22 protein-coding genes and 1 pseudogene are annotated in these 19,540 nt (G+C 72.5%); 15 read left to right on the forward strand and 8 right to left on the reverse strand.

Features of this window, described 5'->3' with window-relative positions; all coding sequences use genetic code 11:
* Positions 1-54 precede the first annotated feature (54 nt).
* The 3 genes from H181DRAFT_RS11015 (at position 55) to H181DRAFT_RS11025 (ending at position 2,973) form a co-directional block, all read left to right on the forward strand.
* On the forward strand, positions 55-1,017 hold the full coding sequence (locus H181DRAFT_RS11015; RefSeq protein ID WP_074467825.1) for an ABC transporter ATP-binding protein: 963 nt from the start codon (positions 55-57) through the stop codon (positions 1,015-1,017).
* A 107-nt stretch (positions 1,018-1,124) separates the two neighbouring features.
* The gene (locus tag H181DRAFT_RS11020) at positions 1,125-1,937 is read left to right on the forward strand and encodes an ABC transporter permease (RefSeq protein ID WP_045864167.1); all 813 of its coding nucleotides are present in this window, start codon (positions 1,125-1,127) and stop codon (positions 1,935-1,937) included.
* A gap of 496 nt (positions 1,938-2,433) precedes the next feature.
* Positions 2,434-2,973 (forward strand): hypothetical protein, encoded by a 540-nt coding sequence (locus tag H181DRAFT_RS11025; protein ID WP_045864396.1) that lies wholly within the window; start codon positions 2,434-2,436, stop codon positions 2,971-2,973.
* An 82-nt stretch (positions 2,974-3,055) separates the two neighbouring features.
* Here the strand turns inward: H181DRAFT_RS11025 and ybaK are convergent, their stop codons facing one another.
* The 3 genes from ybaK to H181DRAFT_RS11040 all read right to left on the reverse strand — a co-directional run bounded on the left by ybaK (position 3,056) and on the right by H181DRAFT_RS11040 (position 6,346).
* Entirely contained in the window at positions 3,056-3,565 is a 510-nt protein-coding gene (gene ybaK, locus H181DRAFT_RS11030) for a Cys-tRNA(Pro) deacylase (protein WP_045864168.1), read from the reverse strand.
* Positions 3,566-3,758: 193 nt separating this feature from the next.
* Complete coding sequence (locus H181DRAFT_RS11035; protein ID WP_045864169.1) at positions 3,759-4,601, reverse strand: LON peptidase substrate-binding domain-containing protein; 843 nt, start codon at positions 4,599-4,601, stop codon at positions 3,759-3,761.
* 191 nt (positions 4,602-4,792) lie between these two features.
* Positions 4,793-6,346, reverse strand: coding sequence for an oxidoreductase (locus tag H181DRAFT_RS11040; RefSeq protein ID WP_254666805.1), 1,554 nt, complete (start codon positions 6,344-6,346; stop codon positions 4,793-4,795).
* Between the two features lie 251 nt (positions 6,347-6,597).
* Between H181DRAFT_RS11040 and hisD the strand changes: the two genes are divergently transcribed.
* From hisD to hisF, 8 genes are all read left to right on the forward strand, one after another.
* Positions 6,598-7,923, forward strand: a complete 1,326-nt coding sequence (hisD, locus tag H181DRAFT_RS11045) for a histidinol dehydrogenase (protein ID WP_045864171.1) — start codon at positions 6,598-6,600, stop codon at positions 7,921-7,923.
* Entirely contained in the window at positions 7,920-9,026 is a 1,107-nt protein-coding gene (locus tag H181DRAFT_RS11050; RefSeq protein WP_045864172.1) for a histidinol-phosphate transaminase, read from the forward strand. Before hisD ends, H181DRAFT_RS11050 begins: the two co-directional genes overlap by 4 nt.
* A gap of 2 nt (positions 9,027-9,028) precedes the next feature.
* Positions 9,029-9,619: an imidazoleglycerol-phosphate dehydratase HisB gene (hisB, locus tag H181DRAFT_RS11055; protein WP_045864397.1), complete on the forward strand. Its 591-nt coding sequence runs from the start codon at positions 9,029-9,031 to the stop codon at positions 9,617-9,619.
* Positions 9,616-9,780 (forward strand): hypothetical protein, encoded by a 165-nt coding sequence (locus H181DRAFT_RS29395; RefSeq protein WP_045864173.1) that lies wholly within the window; start codon positions 9,616-9,618, stop codon positions 9,778-9,780. The genes hisB and H181DRAFT_RS29395 overlap by 4 nt, the downstream gene beginning before the upstream one ends.
* The gene (gene hisH, locus H181DRAFT_RS11060; RefSeq protein WP_175439749.1) at positions 9,771-10,427 is read left to right on the forward strand and encodes an imidazole glycerol phosphate synthase subunit HisH; all 657 of its coding nucleotides are present in this window, start codon (positions 9,771-9,773) and stop codon (positions 10,425-10,427) included. Before H181DRAFT_RS29395 ends, hisH begins: the two co-directional genes overlap by 10 nt.
* A gap of 56 nt (positions 10,428-10,483) precedes the next feature.
* Positions 10,484-11,233 (forward strand): bifunctional 1-(5-phosphoribosyl)-5-((5-phosphoribosylamino)methylideneamino)imidazole-4-carboxamide isomerase/phosphoribosylanthranilate isomerase PriA, encoded by a 750-nt coding sequence (gene priA / locus H181DRAFT_RS11065; protein ID WP_229712230.1) that lies wholly within the window; start codon positions 10,484-10,486, stop codon positions 11,231-11,233.
* Positions 11,230-11,640 (forward strand): RidA family protein, encoded by a 411-nt coding sequence (locus H181DRAFT_RS11070; RefSeq protein ID WP_045864176.1) that lies wholly within the window; start codon positions 11,230-11,232, stop codon positions 11,638-11,640. Before priA ends, H181DRAFT_RS11070 begins: the two co-directional genes overlap by 4 nt.
* A gap of 104 nt (positions 11,641-11,744) precedes the next feature.
* Positions 11,745-12,515 (forward strand): imidazole glycerol phosphate synthase subunit HisF, encoded by a 771-nt coding sequence (gene hisF, locus H181DRAFT_RS11075; protein ID WP_045864177.1) that lies wholly within the window; start codon positions 11,745-11,747, stop codon positions 12,513-12,515.
* A 131-nt stretch (positions 12,516-12,646) separates the two neighbouring features.
* On the opposite strand, the pseudogene H181DRAFT_RS28355 reads toward hisF, so the two are convergent.
* Positions 12,647-12,874 (reverse strand): annotated as a pseudogene (locus H181DRAFT_RS28355) (SDR family NAD(P)-dependent oxidoreductase); the annotation flags it as partial.
* A 181-nt stretch (positions 12,875-13,055) separates the two neighbouring features.
* Here H181DRAFT_RS28355 and H181DRAFT_RS11085 point away from each other — a divergent pair.
* Genes H181DRAFT_RS11085 through nthA form a run of 3 tightly spaced genes read left to right on the forward strand, consistent with a single transcriptional unit; the run spans position 13,056 to position 14,215 of the window.
* Positions 13,056-13,322, forward strand: a complete 267-nt coding sequence (locus tag H181DRAFT_RS11085) for an SH3-like domain-containing protein (protein ID WP_045864179.1) — start codon at positions 13,056-13,058, stop codon at positions 13,320-13,322.
* Positions 13,315-13,623, forward strand: a complete 309-nt coding sequence (locus H181DRAFT_RS11090; RefSeq protein ID WP_045864180.1) for an SH3-like domain-containing protein — start codon at positions 13,315-13,317, stop codon at positions 13,621-13,623. The genes H181DRAFT_RS11085 and H181DRAFT_RS11090 overlap by 8 nt, the downstream gene beginning before the upstream one ends.
* 1 nt (position 13,624) lies before the next feature.
* Positions 13,625-14,215, forward strand: coding sequence for a nitrile hydratase subunit alpha (gene nthA / locus H181DRAFT_RS11095; protein WP_045864181.1), 591 nt, complete (start codon positions 13,625-13,627; stop codon positions 14,213-14,215).
* Between the two features lie 75 nt (positions 14,216-14,290).
* On the opposite strand, the gene H181DRAFT_RS11100 is transcribed toward nthA, so the two are convergent.
* Genes H181DRAFT_RS11100 through H181DRAFT_RS11110 form a run of 3 tightly spaced genes read right to left on the reverse strand, consistent with a single transcriptional unit; the run spans position 14,291 to position 17,750 of the window.
* Entirely contained in the window at positions 14,291-15,046 is a 756-nt protein-coding gene (locus tag H181DRAFT_RS11100; RefSeq protein ID WP_045864182.1) for a succinate dehydrogenase/fumarate reductase iron-sulfur subunit, read from the reverse strand.
* On the reverse strand, positions 15,043-16,998 hold the full coding sequence (locus H181DRAFT_RS11105; RefSeq protein ID WP_045864183.1) for a fumarate reductase/succinate dehydrogenase flavoprotein subunit: 1,956 nt from the start codon (positions 16,996-16,998) through the stop codon (positions 15,043-15,045). Before H181DRAFT_RS11105 ends, H181DRAFT_RS11100 begins: the two co-directional genes overlap by 4 nt.
* 5 nt (positions 16,999-17,003) lie before the next feature.
* A complete protein-coding gene (locus H181DRAFT_RS11110) occupies positions 17,004-17,750 on the reverse strand; it encodes a succinate dehydrogenase (RefSeq protein WP_078895660.1) in 747 nt (248 codons plus the stop codon).
* Positions 17,751-17,842: 92 nt separating this feature from the next.
* Between H181DRAFT_RS11110 and H181DRAFT_RS11115 the strand changes: the two genes are divergently transcribed.
* A complete protein-coding gene (locus tag H181DRAFT_RS11115) occupies positions 17,843-18,724 on the forward strand; it encodes a LysR family transcriptional regulator (RefSeq protein WP_045864184.1) in 882 nt (293 codons plus the stop codon).
* A gap of 160 nt (positions 18,725-18,884) precedes the next feature.
* On the opposite strand, the gene H181DRAFT_RS11120 is transcribed toward H181DRAFT_RS11115, so the two are convergent.
* On the reverse strand, positions 18,885-19,517 hold the full coding sequence (locus H181DRAFT_RS11120) for a TIGR03085 family metal-binding protein (RefSeq protein WP_045864185.1): 633 nt from the start codon (positions 19,515-19,517) through the stop codon (positions 18,885-18,887).
* Positions 19,518-19,540: the final 23 nt, after the last annotated feature.

Raw genomic sequence — 19,540 nt, forward strand, 5'->3', positions numbered from 1 at the left:
ACGCGGCAGCAGCAAGTCAACGGCGTCGACGAACGGACGCGGGCCGCCGTGCGCATAACGGGCCTCGTCAAGACCTACCCCGCGGCCAGGGGCCGGCGGGGCGAGCCCCCCGCACCGCCCGTACGCGCCTGCGACGGTGTGGACCTCCACGTCCAGCCGGGCGAGATCTTCGGACTGCTCGGCCCGAACGGGGCGGGGAAGTCGACCGTCGTCAGGCAGCTCACCGGTCTGCTGCGCCCCGACGCGGGCGCTGTCGAAGTGCTCGGCCACGATCTCGTACGGCACCCGGAACGGGCCGCGAGGCTGCTCGCCTACCTCGGCCAGGAGTCCAGCGCCCTCGACGAGCTGACGGTCGCGCTCGCCGCGGAGACCACGGGACGGCTGCGCGGCCTCGGCACCGTCGCGGCGCGCCGGGAACGCGACGCCGTGCTGGAGGAACTGGGCCTCGCGGAGATCGCCGGACGCCCCCTGAAGAAGCTCTCCGGCGGGCAGCGCCGCCTGGCGTGCGTCGCGGCGGCGCTCGTCGGCCGGCGGCCGCTGCTCGTACTCGACGAGCCGACCACCGGCATGGACCCCGTGGCGCGCCGTGCGGTGTGGGCGGCCGTCGACCGCCGGCGCTCCGAGGACGGAGCGACCGTCGTGCTCGTGACGCACAACGTCATCGAGGCCGAGACGGTGCTGGACCGGGTGGCGGTGCTCGACCGCGGCCGGGTGATCGCCTGCGACACCCCCGGCGGGCTGAAGTCGCTGGTGGGCGACGACGTACGGCTGGACCTGGTCTGGCGGGACGGCCCGCCGCTCGACGTCCCGCGGCTCGCCGGACTGGCGGAGCGCGCCACCGTCTCGGGGCGCCGCTGGACGCTGCGCATGACGCCGGAAGACGCACGCGAGGCGGTCTCCGTCGTGACGACCGGTCCGGCCTTCGCGGCGCTGGACGACTTCTCGCTGGCCACGCCCAGTCTGGAGGACGTGTACCTGTCGCTGGGCGGCAGCGGGAAAGGTCTGGTGAAGCTGTGAGCACGGCCGCGACATCGCGGGCTGCACGCTCGGCACGGGCGGACGCCCGTGCGGCCCGGTCGGGACGAGCGGACGGAGCGGGGCGTGAGAAGGCCGCGGACGGGCATGTGCCCGCCGCCCGGCCGGCCTCGGACGCGGCGCTGCCGGACGCGTCCGCCCGGCAGCCCGCACCGCTGGCGCCCCGCGCCCGGCTGTGGCCCTCGCTGGGCGCCGTCTACCGGGCGCAGCTGTCGCGGGCCCGCGTGGCCCGCATTCCGCTGCTCTTCGTGGCGACGTTCCAGTCGCTGGGGATCATGGTGCTGATGAGGGGCGTCGTGGACGGGGGAGCGGAGTCGCGCGCCGTCGTCGCCGGGTCCAGCGTCCTCGTCGTGGCCTTCGTCGCGCTGAACCTGCTCGCGCAGTACTTCGGCCAGCTGCGGGCCGGAGGCGGCCTGGACCACTACGCCACGCTGCCGGTGCCCGCTGCCGCGGTCGTGCTGGGGGCGGCGGCAGCGTACGCGTCGTTCACGGTGCCGGGGGTTCTCGTGACGGCCGTCGCGGGCGGGCTCCTGTACCAGCTGCCGCTGGGCGGGCTGTGGCTCCTCGCCGCCGTCGTCCCGCTGGCGGGCGCGGCCCTGGCCGGCCTCGGTGCGGCGCTGGGGCTGCTGGCGCCCAGACCGGAGCTGGCCACCCTCTGCGGCCAGCTGGGGATGTCCGCGGCGCTGCTGCTGGGGGTGCTGCCCGGCGGGCAGCTGCCCGCACCGGTCGCCCTGCTGCGGGACCTGCTGCCCTCGACGTACGGCGTCGAAGCCCTCTCCCGCGCCTTCGAGGCCCGTCCCGACTGGGGCCACGCCGGCCTGGACCTGGGGGTGTGCGCGAGCGTCGGCGCCGTCTCCCTGGCGCTCGCGACGTGGGCCTACCGGCGGGCCGCGGTGCGCTGAGCAGTCGCGGCCGCGCCGCGGGTGACGTCATCTGCCGCCCGCTGCCCGAACAGGTGCCCGTCCCTGGCACGATGGCGTCGTGAACGCACCGACGCCTTCATCACCCGATCCAGGACGCCCACCGCGCTCCCACCGCGACGACGGACGGCGAGCGCGGTCCCGGCCGGCCGGACAGCCCGCAGACCCGCACGGCGCCCCCGGCGGCCCGTACAGCGGTCACGGCCCGTACGGCTCCTACGGCGAGCAGGGCGCGTACGGCTTCCGTGACTCCTACGGAGGCGGCGGGTACGGCGGGGACGCCCCGTACGGCGGCCGGCACGGCGGTGATCCTCACGGCGGTCCGAACGGGGGCGCCGGCGACCCGTACGGCGGCGGGTACGGCGGCGATCCGTACGAGGGATGGAACGGGCAGGGCGACGACGTCCCGGCGTACCCGGAGCACCCCGAGTATCCGGAGCACCCCGGATATCCGGAGCACAGGGCGGACCGCCCGGAGGTGCGGCGCGAGGTCCTGGACGGGCTGCTGTGCGCACTCGTCGTGACCGTGCTCGGCGTGGGCCTCGGACTGATGTGGCTGTGGCTGGCGCCCCGGGTCCCGCTGGTGACCGTCGACGACGCGGTCTTCCTCAAGGATCCCGAGGGCGAGGAGGCCATCGGAGCGGACGGCACGTTCGTGCTGCTGGCGATCGGCTTCGGCGTGGTGACGGGGGCCCTGGCCTTCCTGCGCAGCCGTGGAGGCGGCGTCGGAATCGTGGTGGGACTGACGGCCGGTGCGCTGCTGGGGTCCCTGCTGGCGTGGGGGTTCGGCGTGTGGCTGGGCCCCGACACGGATCTGGTGGCGGCGGCGAAGGCCGCAGGTGAGGGCAGGACGTTCGACGGGCCGCTGAAACTGCAGGCGAAGAGTGCGCTGCTCGTGTGGCCGCTGCTGGCTCTGATCGTGCATCTGGCGCTGACCGGGCTGTTCGGGAAGCGCGACCCCGAGCCCGGGGACCCGTACTACCCGGCGCCGGGCGGCGAGGGACCCCACGGCCGGTAGGGGGCCTTCCGCCCGCCGACCCGCCCGGAGTGCGGGCGCCGGGCTCGGCTGGGCTCTCAGTGAGGCGCGGGCCGGGTGCGTCTCACGTGCCGCCCGTGCGGGCGATGGGCGCCGTGACCGCCCCGGTGAGCGCGGCCAGGTCGCCCGGGGCCAGTTCGATCTCCAGGCCGCGGCGGCCTGCGGAGACGCAGACGGCGGTGTGGTCCAGAGCCGAGCTGTCGAGAATCGTGGGCAGCCGCTTGCGCTGTCCCAGTGGTGAGACCCCGCCGAGCACGTAGCCGGTCGTGCGTTCGACGCCGGCCGGGTCCGCCATGGCGGCGCGCTTGCCGCCGGCGGCGGACGCCAGGGCCTTCAGGTCGAGGGACGAGGAGACGGGTACGACGGCCACTGTCAGCGCTCCGTCGACCTGCGCCACGAGGGTCTTGAAGACCTGTTCGGGCGGCAGGCCCAGCGCCTCCGCCGCTTCGGCGCCGTAGGAGGGCGCCGCGGGATCGTGCTCGTAGGAGTGCGTGGTGAACTCCACGCCCGCGCGTGCGGCGGCGAGGGTCGCCGGCGTCGCCGCCGTCTGCTGCCGCTGCTTCTTCTTCGCCATGCGTCCCGCCCCAGCCTTCGGACTGTCTCCTTCTGCGGTCCGGCGTGCGGACCGACGTGTACTTCTGCCGGTGGTCAGGGCTCCGGCGAGAGCCCGTGGACCGCGTGCGAGCCGCGAGGTGCTCCCGCCGCGCAGTGCCGTCCGGCGCGGCCCGCCGTTCTGGACGCCCGGCCCAACGCCGGCCCGGCCGGGCTCAGTTCGGGCTTGTCGGCTCGCGCGTGAGTTCCGCCGCCGGCAGCGACGGCAGCTTCCCGATGACGGCTGTCTCGCGCCGCAGGAGCTTCAGTTCGTCCGCCAGCCGCGTCGCCGTGTCAGGTGCCTGGAGCAGCCGCTGCTTCGTCGGGGTGTCCAGGATGGTCGCCGCGGCCACCAGGTAGGAGACGACTGACGGGTCGTCCGGCAGCTCCTGCCCGGCGGCGAGTGTCCGCTCGCGGGCGCTGGCGAGGCGCTTCTGGTAGGCGCGGAAGGCACGCAGCACACCGGAGGCGAGCGCTCCGGCGCCGTCCCCCTCCTCCTCCGGCAACTCCTCGATCTCGCCCATGAGGTACGGCCCGCTCGCGTCCACCGAGTGGAGCCGGAAGCGGGTGGTGCCCGTGGCGAGCACTTCGTACCCGGCTCCGTCGGAGGACTGCTCGTCCTCGACGGAGGCGTCGTCGACGCCCGCGCCGGTGCCGCCCGCGGCTCCGGACGGGGCGGTGCCGGGAGGGGTGCCGCCGGAGCCGCCCGAACGCTCGCGGATGGTCGAGGCGTCGGCGACGCAGCCCACGGCGTAGAAGGACGCCATGGGGTCGGGTCCGAAGCCGGCGGTCGGGTCCGCGCCGGGCGACGGAGCGGACTCGGGCAGCCCCGTCGACGTCTGGGCGACCTCGCGGCCGTCCCGGATGGCGACGACGCCGAACCGGCGAGGTGCGTCCTCGGGGATCTCCAGCAGGTCCCGCATCAGCGCGCGGTACCGCTGCTCGAAGATGTTCAACGGCAGCACGAGGCCAGGGAACAGCACCGAGTTGAGCGGGAAGAGCGGAAGCGCGGTTGTCACAACGAGTAAGCCTAAAGCCTTCGGGCCGTGTCGGGTGTGCCTGAGCGATCAGGGAGTTCGCGGCGGCGGGCGGGACGGACCTGCGGCGGTCCGCGGTGCGGACCGTCCCAGGACCGGTCCGCACCGCGGTCCGCGGGGCCGTGCCGCCCGTACGCGGCGCGCGCCGGTACGGCCGCCCGCCGCCGACGGGCTCACTGGCGGCGCAGCAGCCGCGTCGCCCCCGTCGCGACGGTCGTCGCGAGGACCCAGCCCAGCATGATCAGGCTCGCCGCCACCCATTGGTGGTATCCGGCCGGGTTCCACGCGGTGTCCTGCCCGAAGGTGATGACGGGGAGCAGCAGGTCGAGCGCGTACAGGGGCGCGTTCCAGTGCGGCGACTCGCCGCCCTTGAGGGGGTCGGGCGGGTTCGCGCCGAAGAAGAGGGCGCTCGCCGCCCACAGGACGGCCATCCACAGCGCGGCCTGCGCGGGGCGGTACCCGTAGGCGACCGTCCAGTCCTGCAGATAGCCCCACACCTTCCCCACCAGCGGAAGCGTCTCCCGGCGGCGTCGCTGCTTGGCGAGCAGCACGGCGCGCGCGTTGGTGTCCTCACCGCAGTTGCGGTACATCAGCGCCAACTGCTCGTAGGGGAGCGGCGAGTACTCCGGGGTGGCGGCCGCGAGCCACTGCAGGCGCTCGCGGACGTTGAAGTGCCCTTCCTTGGGGATGGCCTGCTGGTAGGTGAAGCCCGCCATCCACAGCCGCTGGTCGCGGGGCCAGCTGCCGACGCGGTCCAGTAACTTCTCGACGGCGGCTCCGGAGAGCACGACGAGGCCGCGTTCGGGAGCGCGCGGCGTGAAGTTCAGCTCCGGCGTCTGGATGCGGCGCAGGGAGAGTTCCTGGTCCCGCTGGAGCTCGAAGCGGGCGTTCTCGATGACGAGCGAGGAACCGAACCGCCCGTCGTCCAGCACCAGCCCGCCCGTGCACTCGAAGTGCCGGGTGCGCCAGCGGCTCGTGTTCTCGGACGTGAAGGGGACGGGTGTGCCGGCGGCGGGTGTGGCTCCCATCAGCTGCGGGGAACGGCTGCGGTTGGCGTCGGCGAAGCTGGCGACGTGCTCCACGGTCATCTGCGGGGCGTACAGCGCGTAGCGGCCGTTGCGGTTGCGCAGCACCGTCCCGAACATGTGCAGCGAACTGCCGATCGTGGCGCCGCGGAGGCTGAACTCGCCGTCCGTCATCAGCAGGCTCGCCTGCAGTTCCTGGGAGACGGTGATGCCGTCGGCGGCGACGGCCCTGTTGCGGCGGCCGCTGCCGATCGTCGCCTCGTTGAGCATCAGGTCGGTGCCGATGGTGGCGTCGGTGAGCTTGACGCCCTCGGGTATGGAGCAGCGGGGCAGGTGCAGGTCGCCGTCGGTGGTCAGCCGGGCGGCCTCCAGGCGCGGTATGTAGCAGTCGACGAGGCGTGCGGTGTGGATGCGCGCCTCGGCCATGCGCACCTCCGAGTCGAAGCGGCACTGCCGCAGTTCGAAGTACGGCTCGATGGCGCCGCCCGAGAGGTCCAGCACGTCCGTGATCTGGGCCCCGGCCAGGTGCAGTGAGGCGACGCGGCCCAGCAGGGGCGGAGGGCCGTGCAGCAGAAGCAGCGAGATGACGCGCGCGCGGACGGTTCGGTCCGGCCCCCAGACGTGGTCGCCGTTGGGGTCGTCCAGTTCGGCCTCGCCGGTGCGCAGGTCGTACGCGCTGCCGTTGAGGAACGCCTGCCACATTCCCCACTCGGCTCTCGTGAGCCAGGAAGGCGGCTCTCTGGACTCCAGGTCCTCGCTCACCGGGTCGCTTCCCCCTCGGTCTGTGACTGTGCTGGTCGGGACGGGTCTCCGGGCCCCCGCCCCGGCGTCCGTCCGCTTCATTCCCTCTCTGTGACCGTATGAACGCCAGAGGCGACGATCGTCTCCTGGGATGCGTATCACTCACTGATACGGAAGGCCGGCGGCCGGAGGCGGTCTGAGAGACTGGATCCGTGATCTCCCGAATCGACCTGCGCGGTTCCGCCGTCTCCTCCGACGGCGGCATCGACCGTGACCTGCTGCCCCGTGCCGAGCTCGACGTCGAGGCCGCCCTGGAGAAGGTGCGGCCCATCTGCGACGACGTCCGGCATCGTGGCACAGCGGCGCTCGTCGACTACGCGCGGCGGTTCGACGGCGTGACGCTGGAGCGCGTGCGCGTCCCCCGTGAGGCGCTCTCCGAGGCGCTGGAGCAGCTCGACCCCGAGGTACGCAGGGCGCTGGAGGAGTCGGTGCGGCGGGCCCGCATCGTCCACCGCGCGCAGCGGCGCGGCGACTCGACGGTGAACGTGGTGCCCGGGGGCACCGTCACGGAGCGCTGGGTGCCGGTCGAGCGGGTCGGGCTCTACGTGCCCGGCGGCCGCGCCGTCTACCCGTCGTCCGTGGTCATGAACGTGGTGCCCGCGCAGGAGGCCGGAGTCCGCTCGCTGGCGGTCACCTCGCCTCCGCAGCCCGAGTTCGGGGGCCTGCCGCACCCGACGATCCTGGCGGCGTGCGCGCTGCTCGGGGTCGACGAGGTTTACGCGGCCGGCGGTGCGCAAGCTGTCGCGATGTTCGCGTACGGCACCGCCGAGTGCCCGCCCGCGCAGCTCGTCACCGGGCCCGGCAACATCTACGTCGCCGCAGCGAAGCGACTGCTCAAGGGCCGTATCGGCATCGACTCCGAGGCCGGGCCCACCGAGATCGCGATCCTCGCCGACTCCTCCGCCGACCCGGCGCACGTGGCCGCCGACCTCGTCAGCCAGGCCGAGCACGACACCGTGGCCGCGGCCGTGCTGGTCACACCGTCGGTGGAGCTGGCCGAGGCCGTCGAGGGCGAGCTGAAGGAGCAGGTGGCCGCGGCGCGGCACCGCGAGCGGATCACCGAGGCGCTGACGGGACGCCAGTCGGGCATCGTGCTCGTCGACTCCCTCGAGGACGGACTCGCGGTGGTGAACGCCTACGCCGCCGAACACCTGGAGATCCAGACGCAGGACGCCGCGGAGTGGGCGGCCCGCGTGCGCAACGCGGGCGCCGTCTTCGTCGGCCCCTACGCCCCCGTCTCCCTCGGCGACTACTGCGCCGGCTCCAACCACGTGCTGCCGACCGGCGGTTGTGCCTGCCACTCCTCCGGCCTGTCGGTGCAGTCCTTCCTGCGCGGCATCCACGTCGTGGAGTACACGCGCGACGCGCTGGCCGAGGTCACGCACCACGTCGTCGCCCTCGCGGAGGCGGAGGACCTGCCCGCGCACGGGACGGCGCTGAAGGCAAGGTTCGAGTGGAAGGTGCCGCAGAGCAAGTGACCGGCATGGAAGCTCTCCCCGTCCGGGACGAGTTGCGAGGAAAGTCCCCGTACGGCGCCCCTCAACTGGACGTGCCCGTACGGCTGAACACGAACGAGAACCCGTACCCGCTGCCCGAGGAGCTGGTACGGCGCATCGGCGAACGCGTCACCGAGGCCGCGCGCACCCTCAACCGCTACCCGGACCGGGACGCCGTCGAGCTGCGCACCGCCCTCGCCGCGTACCTGACCGGGGCCGCAGGCTTCCCGGTGGAGCGGGAACAGGTCTGGGCCGCCAACGGCTCCAACGAGATCATCCAGCAGCTGCTGCAGACGTTCGGCGGACCGGGGCGCACGGCGATCGGCTTCGAGCCCTCGTACTCGATGCACGCGCTCATCGCCCGCGGCACCGGCACGGGCTGGCTGTCCGGCCCGCGCCGTGCGGACTTCACCATCGACGCTCCGGCGGCGGCGGAGGCCATAGCGGAGCAGCAGCCCGACGTGGTCTTCGTCTGCTCGCCCAACAACCCCACAGGCACCGCCGTCGATGCCGGGACCGTGCTCGCGCTGTACGACGCGGCGCAGGCGGCCAAGCCGTCCATGGTGATCGTCGACGAGGCGTACGGCGAGTTCTCGCACCGCCCCTCGCTGCTGCCGCTGCTGGAGGGCCGCCCGAACCTCGTGGTGACCCGTACGATGTCGAAGGCGTTCGGTGCGGCGGGGCTGCGGCTCGGCTACCTGGCGGCGGACCCCGGCGTCGTCGACGCGGTGCAGCTGGTCCGGCTGCCCTACCACCTCTCGGCGGTCACGCAGGCGACCGCGCTGGCCGCCCTCGAACACACCGGGACGCTGCTCGGATACGTCCAGCGGCTCAAGGACGAACGGGACCGGCTGGTGCGTGAGCTGCGGGCCCTCGGCTGCGAAGTCACCGACTCCGACGCCAACTTCGTGCAGTTCGGCAAGTTCGACGACGCACACGCCACCTGGCGGGCGCTGCTGGAGCACGGCGTCCTCGTCCGGGACAACGGCGTGCCCGGCCGGCTGAGGGTGACCGCCGGCACGCCCGAAGAGAACGACGCGTTCCTCGACGCGGTACGCGCAGTGACAAAGGAGACTTCTCGATGACTCTGGCCCGCGTGGGCCGCGTCGAGCGCACCACCAAGGAGACCTCGGTCCTCGTCGAGATCAACCTCGACGGAACCGGGAAGGTGGATGTCGCGACAGGCGTCGGCTTCTACGACCACATGCTCGACCAGCTCGGCCGCCACGGCCTCTTCGACCTGTCGGTCAAGACCGAGGGCGACCTGCACATCGACAGCCACCACACCATCGAGGACACCTCTCTCGCGCTCGGCGCCGCCTTCAAGCAGGCACTCGGCGACAAGCGGGGCATCGTCCGCTTCGCGGACGCGTCGGTGCCGCTGGACGAGTCGCTGGCGCGGGTGACCGTCGACCTGTCGGGACGCCCGTACCTGGTGCACACCGAACCCGACGGCATGGCCCCCATGATCGGCGAGTACGACACGACGATGACGCGGCACATCCTGGAGTCCTTCGTCGCCCAGGCGCAGGTCGCCCTGCACGTGCACGTCCCGTACGGGCGCAACGCGCACCACATCGTCGAGTGCCAGTTCAAGGCGCTGGCCCGCGCGCTGCGCCACGCCAGCGAGATCGACCCCCGGCAGACCGGCATCCCCTCGACGAAGGGCGCACTGTGACGGGTCTCGCGGCGGTTCTCATCTTCGTCGGCCTGTTCCTGCTGGGCGGCGCCATCTCGTTCTGGCGGCAGAAGCTGCCGAAGAGCGTCGTCGCCGTCCTCGGCAGCGGTGCGCTGCTGGCGCTGCTCGCCGGAGTCCTGCGGCTGGAGGTGTGGTCATGAGCGGACGCAAGCGGGTGGTGGTCTTCGACTACGGCTTCGGCAACGTGCGTTCGGCCGAGCGGGCCCTCGTACGGGCGGGCGCGGACGTCGAGATCACCCGCGACTACGACGCCTCCATGGAGGCCGACGGGCTGCTGGTGCCCGGAGTCGGGGCGTTCGCCGCCTGCATGGAGGGGCTGCGTGAAGCCCGCGGCGACTGGATCGTCGAGCGGCGCCTGGCCGGAGGACGCCCCGTGATGGGCATCTGCGTGGGCATGCAGATCCTCTTCTCGCGCGGCATCGAGCACGGCGTCGAGGCGGAAGGTCTCGGCGAATGGCCGGGCACGGTCGGCCCCCTGAAGGCCGACGCCGACCACACCGTGCCCCACATGGGCTGGAACACCGTGGAGCCCGCGGCCGGTTCGCTCCTCTTCGCAGGGCTGGACGGGGACACGCGCTACTACTTCGTCCACTCCTACGCCGTGCAGGACTGGGAACTGACCTCCACGAACCCGGCGATGCGCGCACCGCTCGTCAGCTGGGCCGAGCACGGTGCACCGTTCGTCGCGGCCGTGGAGAACGGCCCGCTGTGGGCGACGCAGTTCCACCCCGAGAAGTCGGGTGACGCAGGCGCCCGGCTGCTCGCCAACTGGACCGCCACGCTCTGACGTCCGGCCGCCGAGCCCCACCAGTACCACCACTTCGAAGCCCGGAGATGCCGAAAGTGCCCGAATCCTCCCGACAGTCCGCCCGCAAGCTGGAGCTCCTTCCCGCCGTCGACGTCCGCGACGGACAGGCCGTACGCCTCGTGCACGGCGAATCGGGTTCCGAAACGGCCTACGGCGACCCGCTGCAGGCCGCGCTCGCCTGGCAGAGCGCAGGCGCCGAGTGGCTGCACCTCGTGGACCTCGACGCGGCCTTCGGCACGGGCGACAACCGCGCCCGTATCGCCGAGGTCGCCCGTGCCATGGACATCAAGGTCGAACTGTCCGGCGGCATCCGCGACGACGACACCCTCGCCGCCGCGCTCGCCACCGGCTGCCGCCGCGTCAACCTCGGCACGGCCGCCCTGGAGACGCCCGAATGGGTCGCCAAGGTCATCGCCGAGCACGGCGACAAGATCGCCGTCGGTCTGGACGTCCGGGGGACGACGCTGCGCGGCCGCGGCTGGACGAGGGACGGCGGCGACCTGTACGAGACCCTGGAGCGCCTCGACGCGGAGGGCTGCGCCCGCTACGTCGTGACCGACATCAACAAGGACGGCACCCTCAAGGGCCCCAACCTGGAGCTGCTGCGGAACGTCTGCGCCGCCACGGACCGCCCCGTCGTCGCCTCCGGCGGCGTCTCCTCCCTCGACGACCTGCGCGCGATCGCGTCGCTGGTGCCGGAGGGCGTCGAAGGCGCGATCGTGGGGAAGGCCCTCTACGCCAAGGCGTTCACCCTGGAAGAGGCTTTGGAGGCCGTCTCGTCATGACTCCGCCCGAATCGCGCGACGTCGAGCGTGTCCAGTCCGGCAGCCCCTGGGAGGAGTCGATCGGATTCGCGCGCGCCGTCGCGGCGGGCGACCGGGTGCTCGTCGCCGGGACGCTTCCCCTCGCGGACGGCGGCGAGCTGATGGGGGAAGGCAACCCGTACGAGCAGACGAAGGCGGCGTTCGGCAACGCGCTGAAGGCCCTGACGCCCTTCGGACTCGACGCCTCGTCGGTGATCCGCACCCGGGTGTACCTCACGCACTCGCGCGACGTGGAGTTCGCGGGCCGTGCGCACCGGGAGATCTTCGAAGAGGTGCGGCCCGCCGCCACCGTGGTGGTCGTCTCCGGCTTCGTCGACTCCCGGGTGCTGGTGGAAGTGGAACTCGAAGCCTTCCGCGGGGCCGCGTAGCCGCGTCGCGGCGAGACCCCCGGAACCCTGGAACGTCCGACTGCCGTACGCGTGCTGCGAATCGGCTTCGCACGCGTCACGCATCTGCAAGGAGCAACACAGCAATGTCCGTCGCCGTACGAGTCATCCCCTGCCTGGACGTGGACGCCGGCCGGGTCGTCAAAGGCGTCAACTTCCAGAACCTGCGCGACGCCGGGGACCCGGTCGAGATGGCCAAGGTCTACGACGCGGAAGGCGCCGACGAGTTGACCTTCCTCGACATCACGGCGTCCTCGTCTGACCGGGAGACCACGTACGACGTCGTGCGGCGCACGGCCGAGCAGGTCTTCATCCCGCTGACGGTCGGAGGCGGCGTCCGCACGGGCGACGACGTCGACAGGCTGCTGCGCGCCGGCGCCGACAAGGTCGGGGTGAACACCGCCGCGATCGCACGTCCGGACCTGATCCGGGAGATCGCGGAACGCTTCGGCCGCCAGGTGCTCGTGCTCTCCGTGGACGCGCGGCGCTGCGGGGACGGGACCGCCACGCCCTCGGGCTTCGAGGTGACCACGCACGGCGGCCGGCGCGGCACGGGCATCGACGCCGTCGAATGGGCGCACAGGGCAGGGGAGTTGGGTGCGGGGGAGATCCTGCTGAACTCCATGGACGCCGACGGCACGAAGGACGGCTACGACACGGAGATGATCGGAGCGGTCCGCGCCGAGGTGACGGTTCCGGTGGTCGCCTCCGGCGGTGCCGGACGCCTGGAGCACTTCCCGGCAGCCGTCGGCGCGGGCGCGGACGCGGTGCTGGCCGCCTCGGTCTTCCACTTCGGCGACCTGAGCATCGGCGACGTCAAGCACACCCTGAAGGAAGCGGGCCACCCGGTGCGGTGAACGCGGGACGAGGCGCCGCGGCCCTCGCGCCTCCGGTCGCGGGTGAGGCCGGTGACCACGAACGACGGTACGGTCCCGTGCCCTTCCACGATCGCGACGCCGCTGCCGCGGCGGACCAGGTGCCGTGCGGCCACCGCGGCGGCATGGCGCTCGACGGCGTCGCGGTCCGTGGCGTCCAGCTCAGCCACATGCGCGGATCCACCGTCGTCACGGATGCGCCGCGCGACGGCTTCGAGCGCCGGAACCGTCCTCCCGGTGAGGTGGACGACGGCGCCCTCACGTGCGAAGCCGCGGGCGACCGCTGCCCCCACCGCTCCAGAGCCGCCGTGGACGATCGCCGTCCTGTCAGCCAGCAACATGACTCTCTCCTCGCAAGGTCGGCTGACCGTGCGGACCCTGGCGGGGAGGAGAACTCATCGTGCGGCTTCGGCCGCTCACCCGGCCGCGTCCGGCCTCACCGCACGTCCGGGGGTGCCGCCGCGGCGCGCTGGAGATCCGGGCGCTTCCCGGCCCTCGCGGCGCCGGAATAGGCTGCGGCGCATGAGCAGGGTGAACGACGTGGGAGGGCAGACGGGCTTCGGGCCCGTCGTGCCGGAGGAGAACGAACCCGTTTTCCACGCGGACTGGGAGGCACGCGTCTACGCGCTGAACGTCTCGCTGGTGCGCAGGGGCGTCTACAGCCTCGACGAGTTCCGGGACGCCATCGAACGCATGCCGCCGCAGGAGTATCTGGCCGCCTCGTACTACGAGCGCTGGCTGCACGCGATCGAGGAGCTCACCGGCGGGGCGGGCGGAACGGATGGCTGAACGCGAGGCGCTGCCCGCCCACTTCACCCCCGGGGACCGGGTCCGCGCCGTCGCCGTCGACCCCGACTGGCACACGCGGCTGCCCACGTACGCGCGGGGGCGCATCGGACGTGTCGTGTCCGTCACCGGCAGCTGGCCCCTCGCCGACGACGTCGCACGGCGCCGGGAGGAGCCGCGTGTCGAGCCCGTCTACACCGTCGCTTTCGCCGCCCGCGACCTGTGGGGCGAGGGCGACCACGAGGTGACGCTGGACCTGTGGCAGTCATATCTGGAGCCGTACGCTCCGAACGAGGAGGCGTGAGATGAGCGGAACGCACGCAGGCAACCCGATCGCCGCGCGAGTGCGCCGCCTCGAGGAGCGGCTCGTGGCGGACGGCCTCGTCACCGACGGCGAACTGGACGCCGTCCTCACCTCCGTGCTGCGGGGCGCATCGCCGCTCAACGGCGCGCGCATCGCCGCCCGCGCCTGGACCGACCCGGGTTTCCGCGAGCGGCTGCTCGCGGACGCCAACGCCGCGCTGCCCGAGGTCGGCCTCTCCATGGCCGGCGGGCTCCAGGAGCAGCGGCTGAAGGTCGTCGCCAACACCCCTGAGACGCACAACGTGCTGGTCTGCACGTTGTGCAGCTGCTACCCGGTGGCGCTGCTCGGGCCGTCGCCCTCCTGGTACAAGAGCGAGGCCTACCGTTCGCGTGTCGTGCGCGAACCCCGTGCCGTGCTGGCGGAGTTCGGCTTCGAGTTGCCGGAGACCACCGCCGTCACCGTGTGGGACTCCAGCGCGGAGAGCCGGTACATGGTGCTGCCGCGGCGGCCGGACGGCACGGAGGGGCTGAGCGAGGACGAGCTCGCCGCGCTGGTCACCAGAGAGGGCCTGATCGGCACCGCTGTCATCTGACGGTTCGTCAGGATCCCAACTCGCGTGCCTGCTCGCCCCGTTCATCCGCGTTCGCCTCGTTCATCCGCGCTCTCGTCAGTCCGCGGCCTCCCCGCCCTTGCGCACCGCGCGCAGGTACTCGCGGTTCATCGAGGAGATGGAGAAGAGCGGGATGCCCTTGGGGCAGGCCGTCGCGCATTCGCCCGTCAACGTGCAGCCGCCGAAGCTCTCTTCGTCCATCTGCTCCACCATCCGCAGGACCCTGGACTCCCGTTCGGGCGCGCCCTGCGGCAGCGCGGCCAGATGGTTGACCTTGGCCGACGTGAAGAGCATCGCCGAACCGTTGGGGCAGGCGGCCACGCACGCGCCGCAGCCGATGCATTCGGCGTGCTCGAAGGCCGTCTCCGCGGCGGGCTTCGGCACGGGAGTCGCGTGGGCGTCCGGGGCGGAGCCGGTCGGGACCGTGATGTAGCCTCCGGCGCCGACGACACGGTCGAACGCGCCGCGGTCCACGACGAGGTCCTTCACGACGGGGAAGGCCGCGGCCCGCCACGGCTCGACGTCGATGGTCTCACCGTCGGAGAAGTGCCGCATGTGCAGCTGGCAGGCAGTGGTGCGCTCCGGGCCGTGGGCCTGCCCGTTGATGACCATTCCGCACGCGCCGCAGATGCCTTCGCGGCAGTCGTGGTCGAAGGCGACGGGTTCCTCGCCGCGCCGGGTCAGCTCCTCGTTGAGGGTGTCCAGCATCTCCAGGAAGGACATCTCCGGTGAGACGCCGTCCAGTTCGTACGTGCGCATGCCGCCGGGGGAGGCGGCGTCCGTCTGGCGCCAGATGTTCAGGGTGAGCCTCATGCGTAGCTCCGCTGCGTGGGATGTACGTACTCGAAGACCAGGTCCTCCTTGTGCAGGACCGGCGGGGTGCCGGTGCCGGTGTGCTCCCAGGCGGCGGTGTAGGCGAACTCCTCGTCGTCGCGCAGGGCTTCGCCCTCAGGTGTCCGGCTCTCCTCCCGGAAGTGGCCGCCGCAGGACTCGGTGCGGTGCAGGGCGTCCAGGCAGATGAGCTCGGCCAGTTCCAGGTAGTCGGAGACCCGGTTGGCCTGCTCCAGCGACTGGTTGAGCCCCTCACCGGTTCCGGGCACCGTGACACGGCGCCAGAACTCCTCGCGCAGCGACGGAATCCGCTCCAGGGCCTTGCGGAGACCCGTGTCCGACCTCGCCATCCCGCATTCGTCCCAGAGGAGTTCGCCGAGTTCCCGGTGGAAGGACTCCGGGGTGCGGTCGCCGCCGACGCCGAGGAGGCGCTCCAGCCGGGAGGTGACGGAGCCGACGGCTTCGGCCACCGCCGGGTGCCCGTCGGGGACTTCGTCGTGCGGATGGCGCGCCAGGAAGTCGCCGAGAGTCGCGGGCAGCACGAAGTAGCCGTCGGCCAGCCCCTGCATGAGAGCGGACGCGCCCAGCCGGTTGGCGCCGTGGTCGGAGAAGTTGGCCTCGCCGACGGCGAACAGCCCCGGCACCGTGGTCTGCAGGTCGTAGTCCACCCACAGCCCGCCCATCGTGTAGTGGATCGCGGGGTAGATGCGCATGGGCGTGGTGTACGGGTCCTCGGCGGTGATCCGCTCGTACATCTCGAAGAGGTTGCCGTACCTCTCCTCCACGGCGGCGCGGCCCATCCGTTCGAGGGCGTCGGCGAAGTCCAGGTAGACGCCCTGGCCGCCCGGGCCCACTCCCCGGCCCTCGTCGCAGACCTTCTTCGCGGCGCGTGAGGCGATGTCGCGCGGCACGAGGTTGCCGAAGGCGGGGTACGTCCGCTCCAGGTAGTAGTCCCGCTCCTCGTGCGGGATCTGCTCCGGCGGACGCCCGTCGCCGCGGGCGGCGGGCACCCAGATGCGTCCGTCGTTGCGCAACGACTCGCTCATCAGCGTCAGTTTGGACTGGTGGTCCCCGGAGCGCGGGATGCAGGTGGGGTGGATCTGGGTGAAGCACGGGTTGGCGAAGTGGGCGCCGCGCCTGTGGGCGCGCCAGACGGCCGTGGCGTTGGAGTTCTTGGCGTTGGTGGAGAGGTGGAAGACGTTGCCGTACCCGCCGGTGGCGAGGACGACGGCGTCTGCGAAGTAGGTGCCGACGCGGCCGGTGACGAGGTCGCGGGCGACGATGCCGCGGGCGCGTCCGCCGACCACGACGAGGTCGAGCATCTCGGTGCGTGGATGCATCTCCACGTTCCCGGCGGCGATCTGGCGGGAGAGGGCCTGGTACGCGCCGAGCAGCAGCTGCTGCCCCGTCTGGCCGCGGGCGTAGAACGTGCGCGAGACCTGCACCCCGCCGAACGAACGTGTGTCGAGGAGTCCGCCGTACTCGCGGGCGAAGGGCACGCCCTGGGCGACGCACTGGTCGATGATCTCGACGGAGATCTGCGCGAGGCGGTGCACGTTGGACTCGCGGGCGCGGAAGTCGCCGCCCTTCACGGTGTCGTAGAAGAGGCGGTGCACCGAGTCGCCGTCGTTGCGGTAGTTCTTCGCGGCGTTGATGCCGCCCTGCGCCGCGACGGAGTGCGCGCGGCGCGGTGAGTCCTGGTAGCAGAACTGCACGACGCGGTAGCCCTGTTCGGCGAGCGTCGCGCCCGCGGAGCCGCCCGCGAGGCCCGTCCCGACGACGATCACGGTGTACTTGCGGCGGTTGGCCGGGTTGACCAGGGCGGCGTCGAACCTGCGGGCGTCCCAGCGGCCGGCGACGGGCCCGGAGGGCGCCTTGGTGTCGCGCAGCGGTTCGCCGGTGCGGTAGCCGAGGTAGTCCAGGTGACGGTTCATGCCGATCAGCCCACCAATCCGGTCATCACGCCTACGGGTACGGAGACGAAGCCGAGCGTCAGCACGGCCGCCAGCACGTTCGCCGTCGCTTTCAGGGCCCGGTCCCGGCGGGCCCGTCCGGCCCCGAGGGTCTGTGCGGCGCTCCAGAAGCCGTGCCGGACGTGGAGCCCCAGAGCGAGGATCGCCGCGAGGTAGACGGTGTTGCCGTACCAGGTGGAGAAGGTCGCCACCACGTTCTCGTACGGACGTCCCGGCGCGGCGCGCTCGTTGACGGTCAGAGTCGTGAGGTCGAGGACGTGCCAGACGACGAAGAGCCCGAGGATGACGCCGCCCCACCGCATCGTGCGCGTGGCGTAGCTCGCGCGGCGCCGCCTGTGGACGTACCGCTGCGGCCGCGCCGCGCGGTCCAGACGGCTGAGCCGGTACGCGGAGACGGCGTGAGCGGTGACGGCCGCCAGCAGCACCACCCGCGCCGACCAGAGGAACCACTCGTGGTGGAGGAACGGCTCGCCGACGGTGCGGAGCCAGTGCGCGTAGCCGTTGAAGTCGGCCGCCCCGAAGAAGATCTTGAGGTTGGCCAGCATGTGCACGACCAGGTACAGCAGCATGATCAGGCCGCTGACCGCCATGACGGCCTTCTTGCCGATGGTCGAGCCCCACAGCCTGCCCGGCCACGTCCTCGGCCGCCGGGGTCCCCGGGGTTCCCGGGGGGCTTTCCGGCCTGTGGGACGGGGTCCTGTCGCCGTTGCCATGCGGCCGACGTTAAAGAGGCTCCGGCGATTAGTCCAAGAGAGGCTGGAGCTGATTTCGATAGCCACAGACTATCGCTACCTATGCTTGCCGTATGCAGCTGCACCAGCTCCGGTACTTCACCGCCGTCGCGGACACCAGGCACTTCACCCGGGCTGCCGAGGCCGTGCACGTGGCCCAGCCGTCCCTCTCGCAGCAGATCCGTGCCCTGGAGCGGGAGCTGGGCGCCGAGCTGTTCCACCGGGCGCGCGGCCACATCGGCCTCACCGACGCGGGGGAGGCCTTGCTGCCCCTCGCCCGGCGCATCCTCGCCGACACCGAGACCGCGCGCCGCGAGGTGCAGGAGGTCGCCCGGCTGCGCGGCGGGCGGGTGCGGCTCGGGGCGCCGCCGAGCCTGTGCGCCAGTCTCGTTCCGGACGTGCTGCGCGACTTCCACGCCCGCTACCCCGGCGTCGAACTCCACGTCCACGAGGGCGGCTCGCAGGACCTTGTCCGCGTCCTCGCGGAAGGCGAACTCGACCTCGCGCTCGTCATCACCCCGCTCCCCGTCCAGGCGCCCGCGCTGACCACGGCCGAGCTGCTGCGCGAGGAACTGGTCGCCGTCTCCGCGCCGGCCGGGCCCCCGCCCGTCCGCAGGCGTGCCCTGCGCGTCGCCGACCTGCGCGAGCACCCGCTGGCGATGTTCCGACGCGGCTACGACCTGCGGGAGTTCACGCTCGCCGCCTGCCGCGCCGAGGGATTCGAGCCCGAATTCACCGTCGAGGGCGGCGAGATGGACGCCGTGCTCGGGTTCGTACGGGCGGGCCTCGGCATCGCCGTCGTACCCCGCATGGTCGCCGACCGCTCGGGCCTGCGCGTCACACCGTTCGCCCGCCCCGGCCTGCACCGCACGATCTCGGTCGCCCACCGCAGCGACGTCTCACCGCCCCGTGCGGCACGCGAACTCCAGCGGATCATCGAACGATCGGTGCGGTGAGCCGCCAAGTCCGGTCGGGGTGGGGGCGTTGAACGGCGGGGCGGGGACGCGGTGTTGCCGGCCCCGGGCGACCCCGGAGAGCGCGCACGGCGGCAGGCCTGGTGATGCCTGCCGCCGTGCGATCGGTCCGCGCGTGGGAACGCGGCCCCTCCGAACCTCCCTAGATCCCCAACTGCGCCTCGTGCGCCCGCGCCACGGCTTCCTTCTCGCCCTCGGTCTCCACGCGCGCGACGCGCTGGCGCCCCGAGACGTACAGCACGAGCTCGCCGGGCTCGCCGGTGACGGTGACGACCGGCGTGCCCTTGCGGGCCACCACCGTCTGCCCGTTGGGCCGGCGCAGCACGAGCCCGACCGGCGACTTGCGGCCGAAGACGCGGGCGGTGCTCTCCAGGCGCTTCCACAGGGCGTCCTGGAAGACGGAGTCCAGCTCGCGCGGAGTCCAGTCGAGGGCGGCGCGGCGGACGTCCTCGGCGTGGATGTAGAACTCGATGGTGTTCGCCGCCTCGTCGACCTGCTTGAGCGCGAAGGGGGACGAGCGGGGCGGCCCGGTGCGGATGAGCTGGATCAGTTCCTCGTACGGCTTGGAGGTGAACTCCCCGTGCACCCGGTCCCGGCGCTGCGCCAGCGGCTTGATGAGGGCGCCGGCCGCCGCGTCGGCACGGCGCTCCCGTACGACCACGTGCGCGGCCAGGTCCCGGGCCTTCCAGCCTTCGCACAGGGTCGGGGCCTCCGGCCCGCTGCTCTCCAACAGATCGGCCAGGATGAGACGTTCACGCTTGGCATGGGTCGACATGCCGCCAAGCGTACGACCGGTGG

This window comes from Streptomyces sp. WMMB 714 (assembly GCF_900090125.1).
Lineage (GTDB): Bacteria > Actinomycetota > Actinomycetes > Streptomycetales > Streptomycetaceae > Streptomyces > Streptomyces daqingensis.

Excerpts from the sequence above, each read along its gene's own strand:
- H181DRAFT_RS11070 (WP_045864176.1), top strand. The coding sequence starts at position 11,230 with ATGACTCCGCCCGAATCGCGCGACGTCGAGCGTGTCCAGTCCGGCAGC.
- H181DRAFT_RS11085 (WP_045864179.1), top strand. The coding sequence starts at position 13,056 with ATGAGCAGGGTGAACGACGTGGGAGGGCAGACGGGCTTCGGGCCCGTC.
- H181DRAFT_RS11115 (WP_045864184.1), top strand. The coding sequence starts at position 17,843 with ATGCAGCTGCACCAGCTCCGGTACTTCACCGCCGTCGCGGACACCAGG.
- H181DRAFT_RS11105 (WP_045864183.1), bottom strand. The coding sequence starts at position 16,998 with ATGAACCGTCACCTGGACTACCTCGGCTACCGCACCGGCGAACCGCTG.
- nthA (WP_045864181.1), top strand. The coding sequence starts at position 13,625 with ATGAGCGGAACGCACGCAGGCAACCCGATCGCCGCGCGAGTGCGCCGC.
- H181DRAFT_RS11100 (WP_045864182.1), bottom strand. The coding sequence starts at position 15,046 with ATGAGGCTCACCCTGAACATCTGGCGCCAGACGGACGCCGCCTCCCCC.
- H181DRAFT_RS11110 (WP_078895660.1), bottom strand. The coding sequence starts at position 17,750 with ATGGCAACGGCGACAGGACCCCGTCCCACAGGCCGGAAAGCCCCCCGG.
- ybaK (WP_045864168.1), bottom strand. The coding sequence starts at position 3,565 with ATGGCGAAGAAGAAGCAGCGGCAGCAGACGGCGGCGACGCCGGCGACC.
- H181DRAFT_RS11090 (WP_045864180.1), top strand. The coding sequence starts at position 13,315 with ATGGCTGAACGCGAGGCGCTGCCCGCCCACTTCACCCCCGGGGACCGG.
- hisF (WP_045864177.1), top strand. The coding sequence starts at position 11,745 with ATGTCCGTCGCCGTACGAGTCATCCCCTGCCTGGACGTGGACGCCGGC.
- H181DRAFT_RS11040 (WP_254666805.1), bottom strand. The coding sequence starts at position 6,346 with ATGTGGCAGGCGTTCCTCAACGGCAGCGCGTACGACCTGCGCACCGGC.
- H181DRAFT_RS11120 (WP_045864185.1), bottom strand. The coding sequence starts at position 19,517 with ATGTCGACCCATGCCAAGCGTGAACGTCTCATCCTGGCCGATCTGTTG.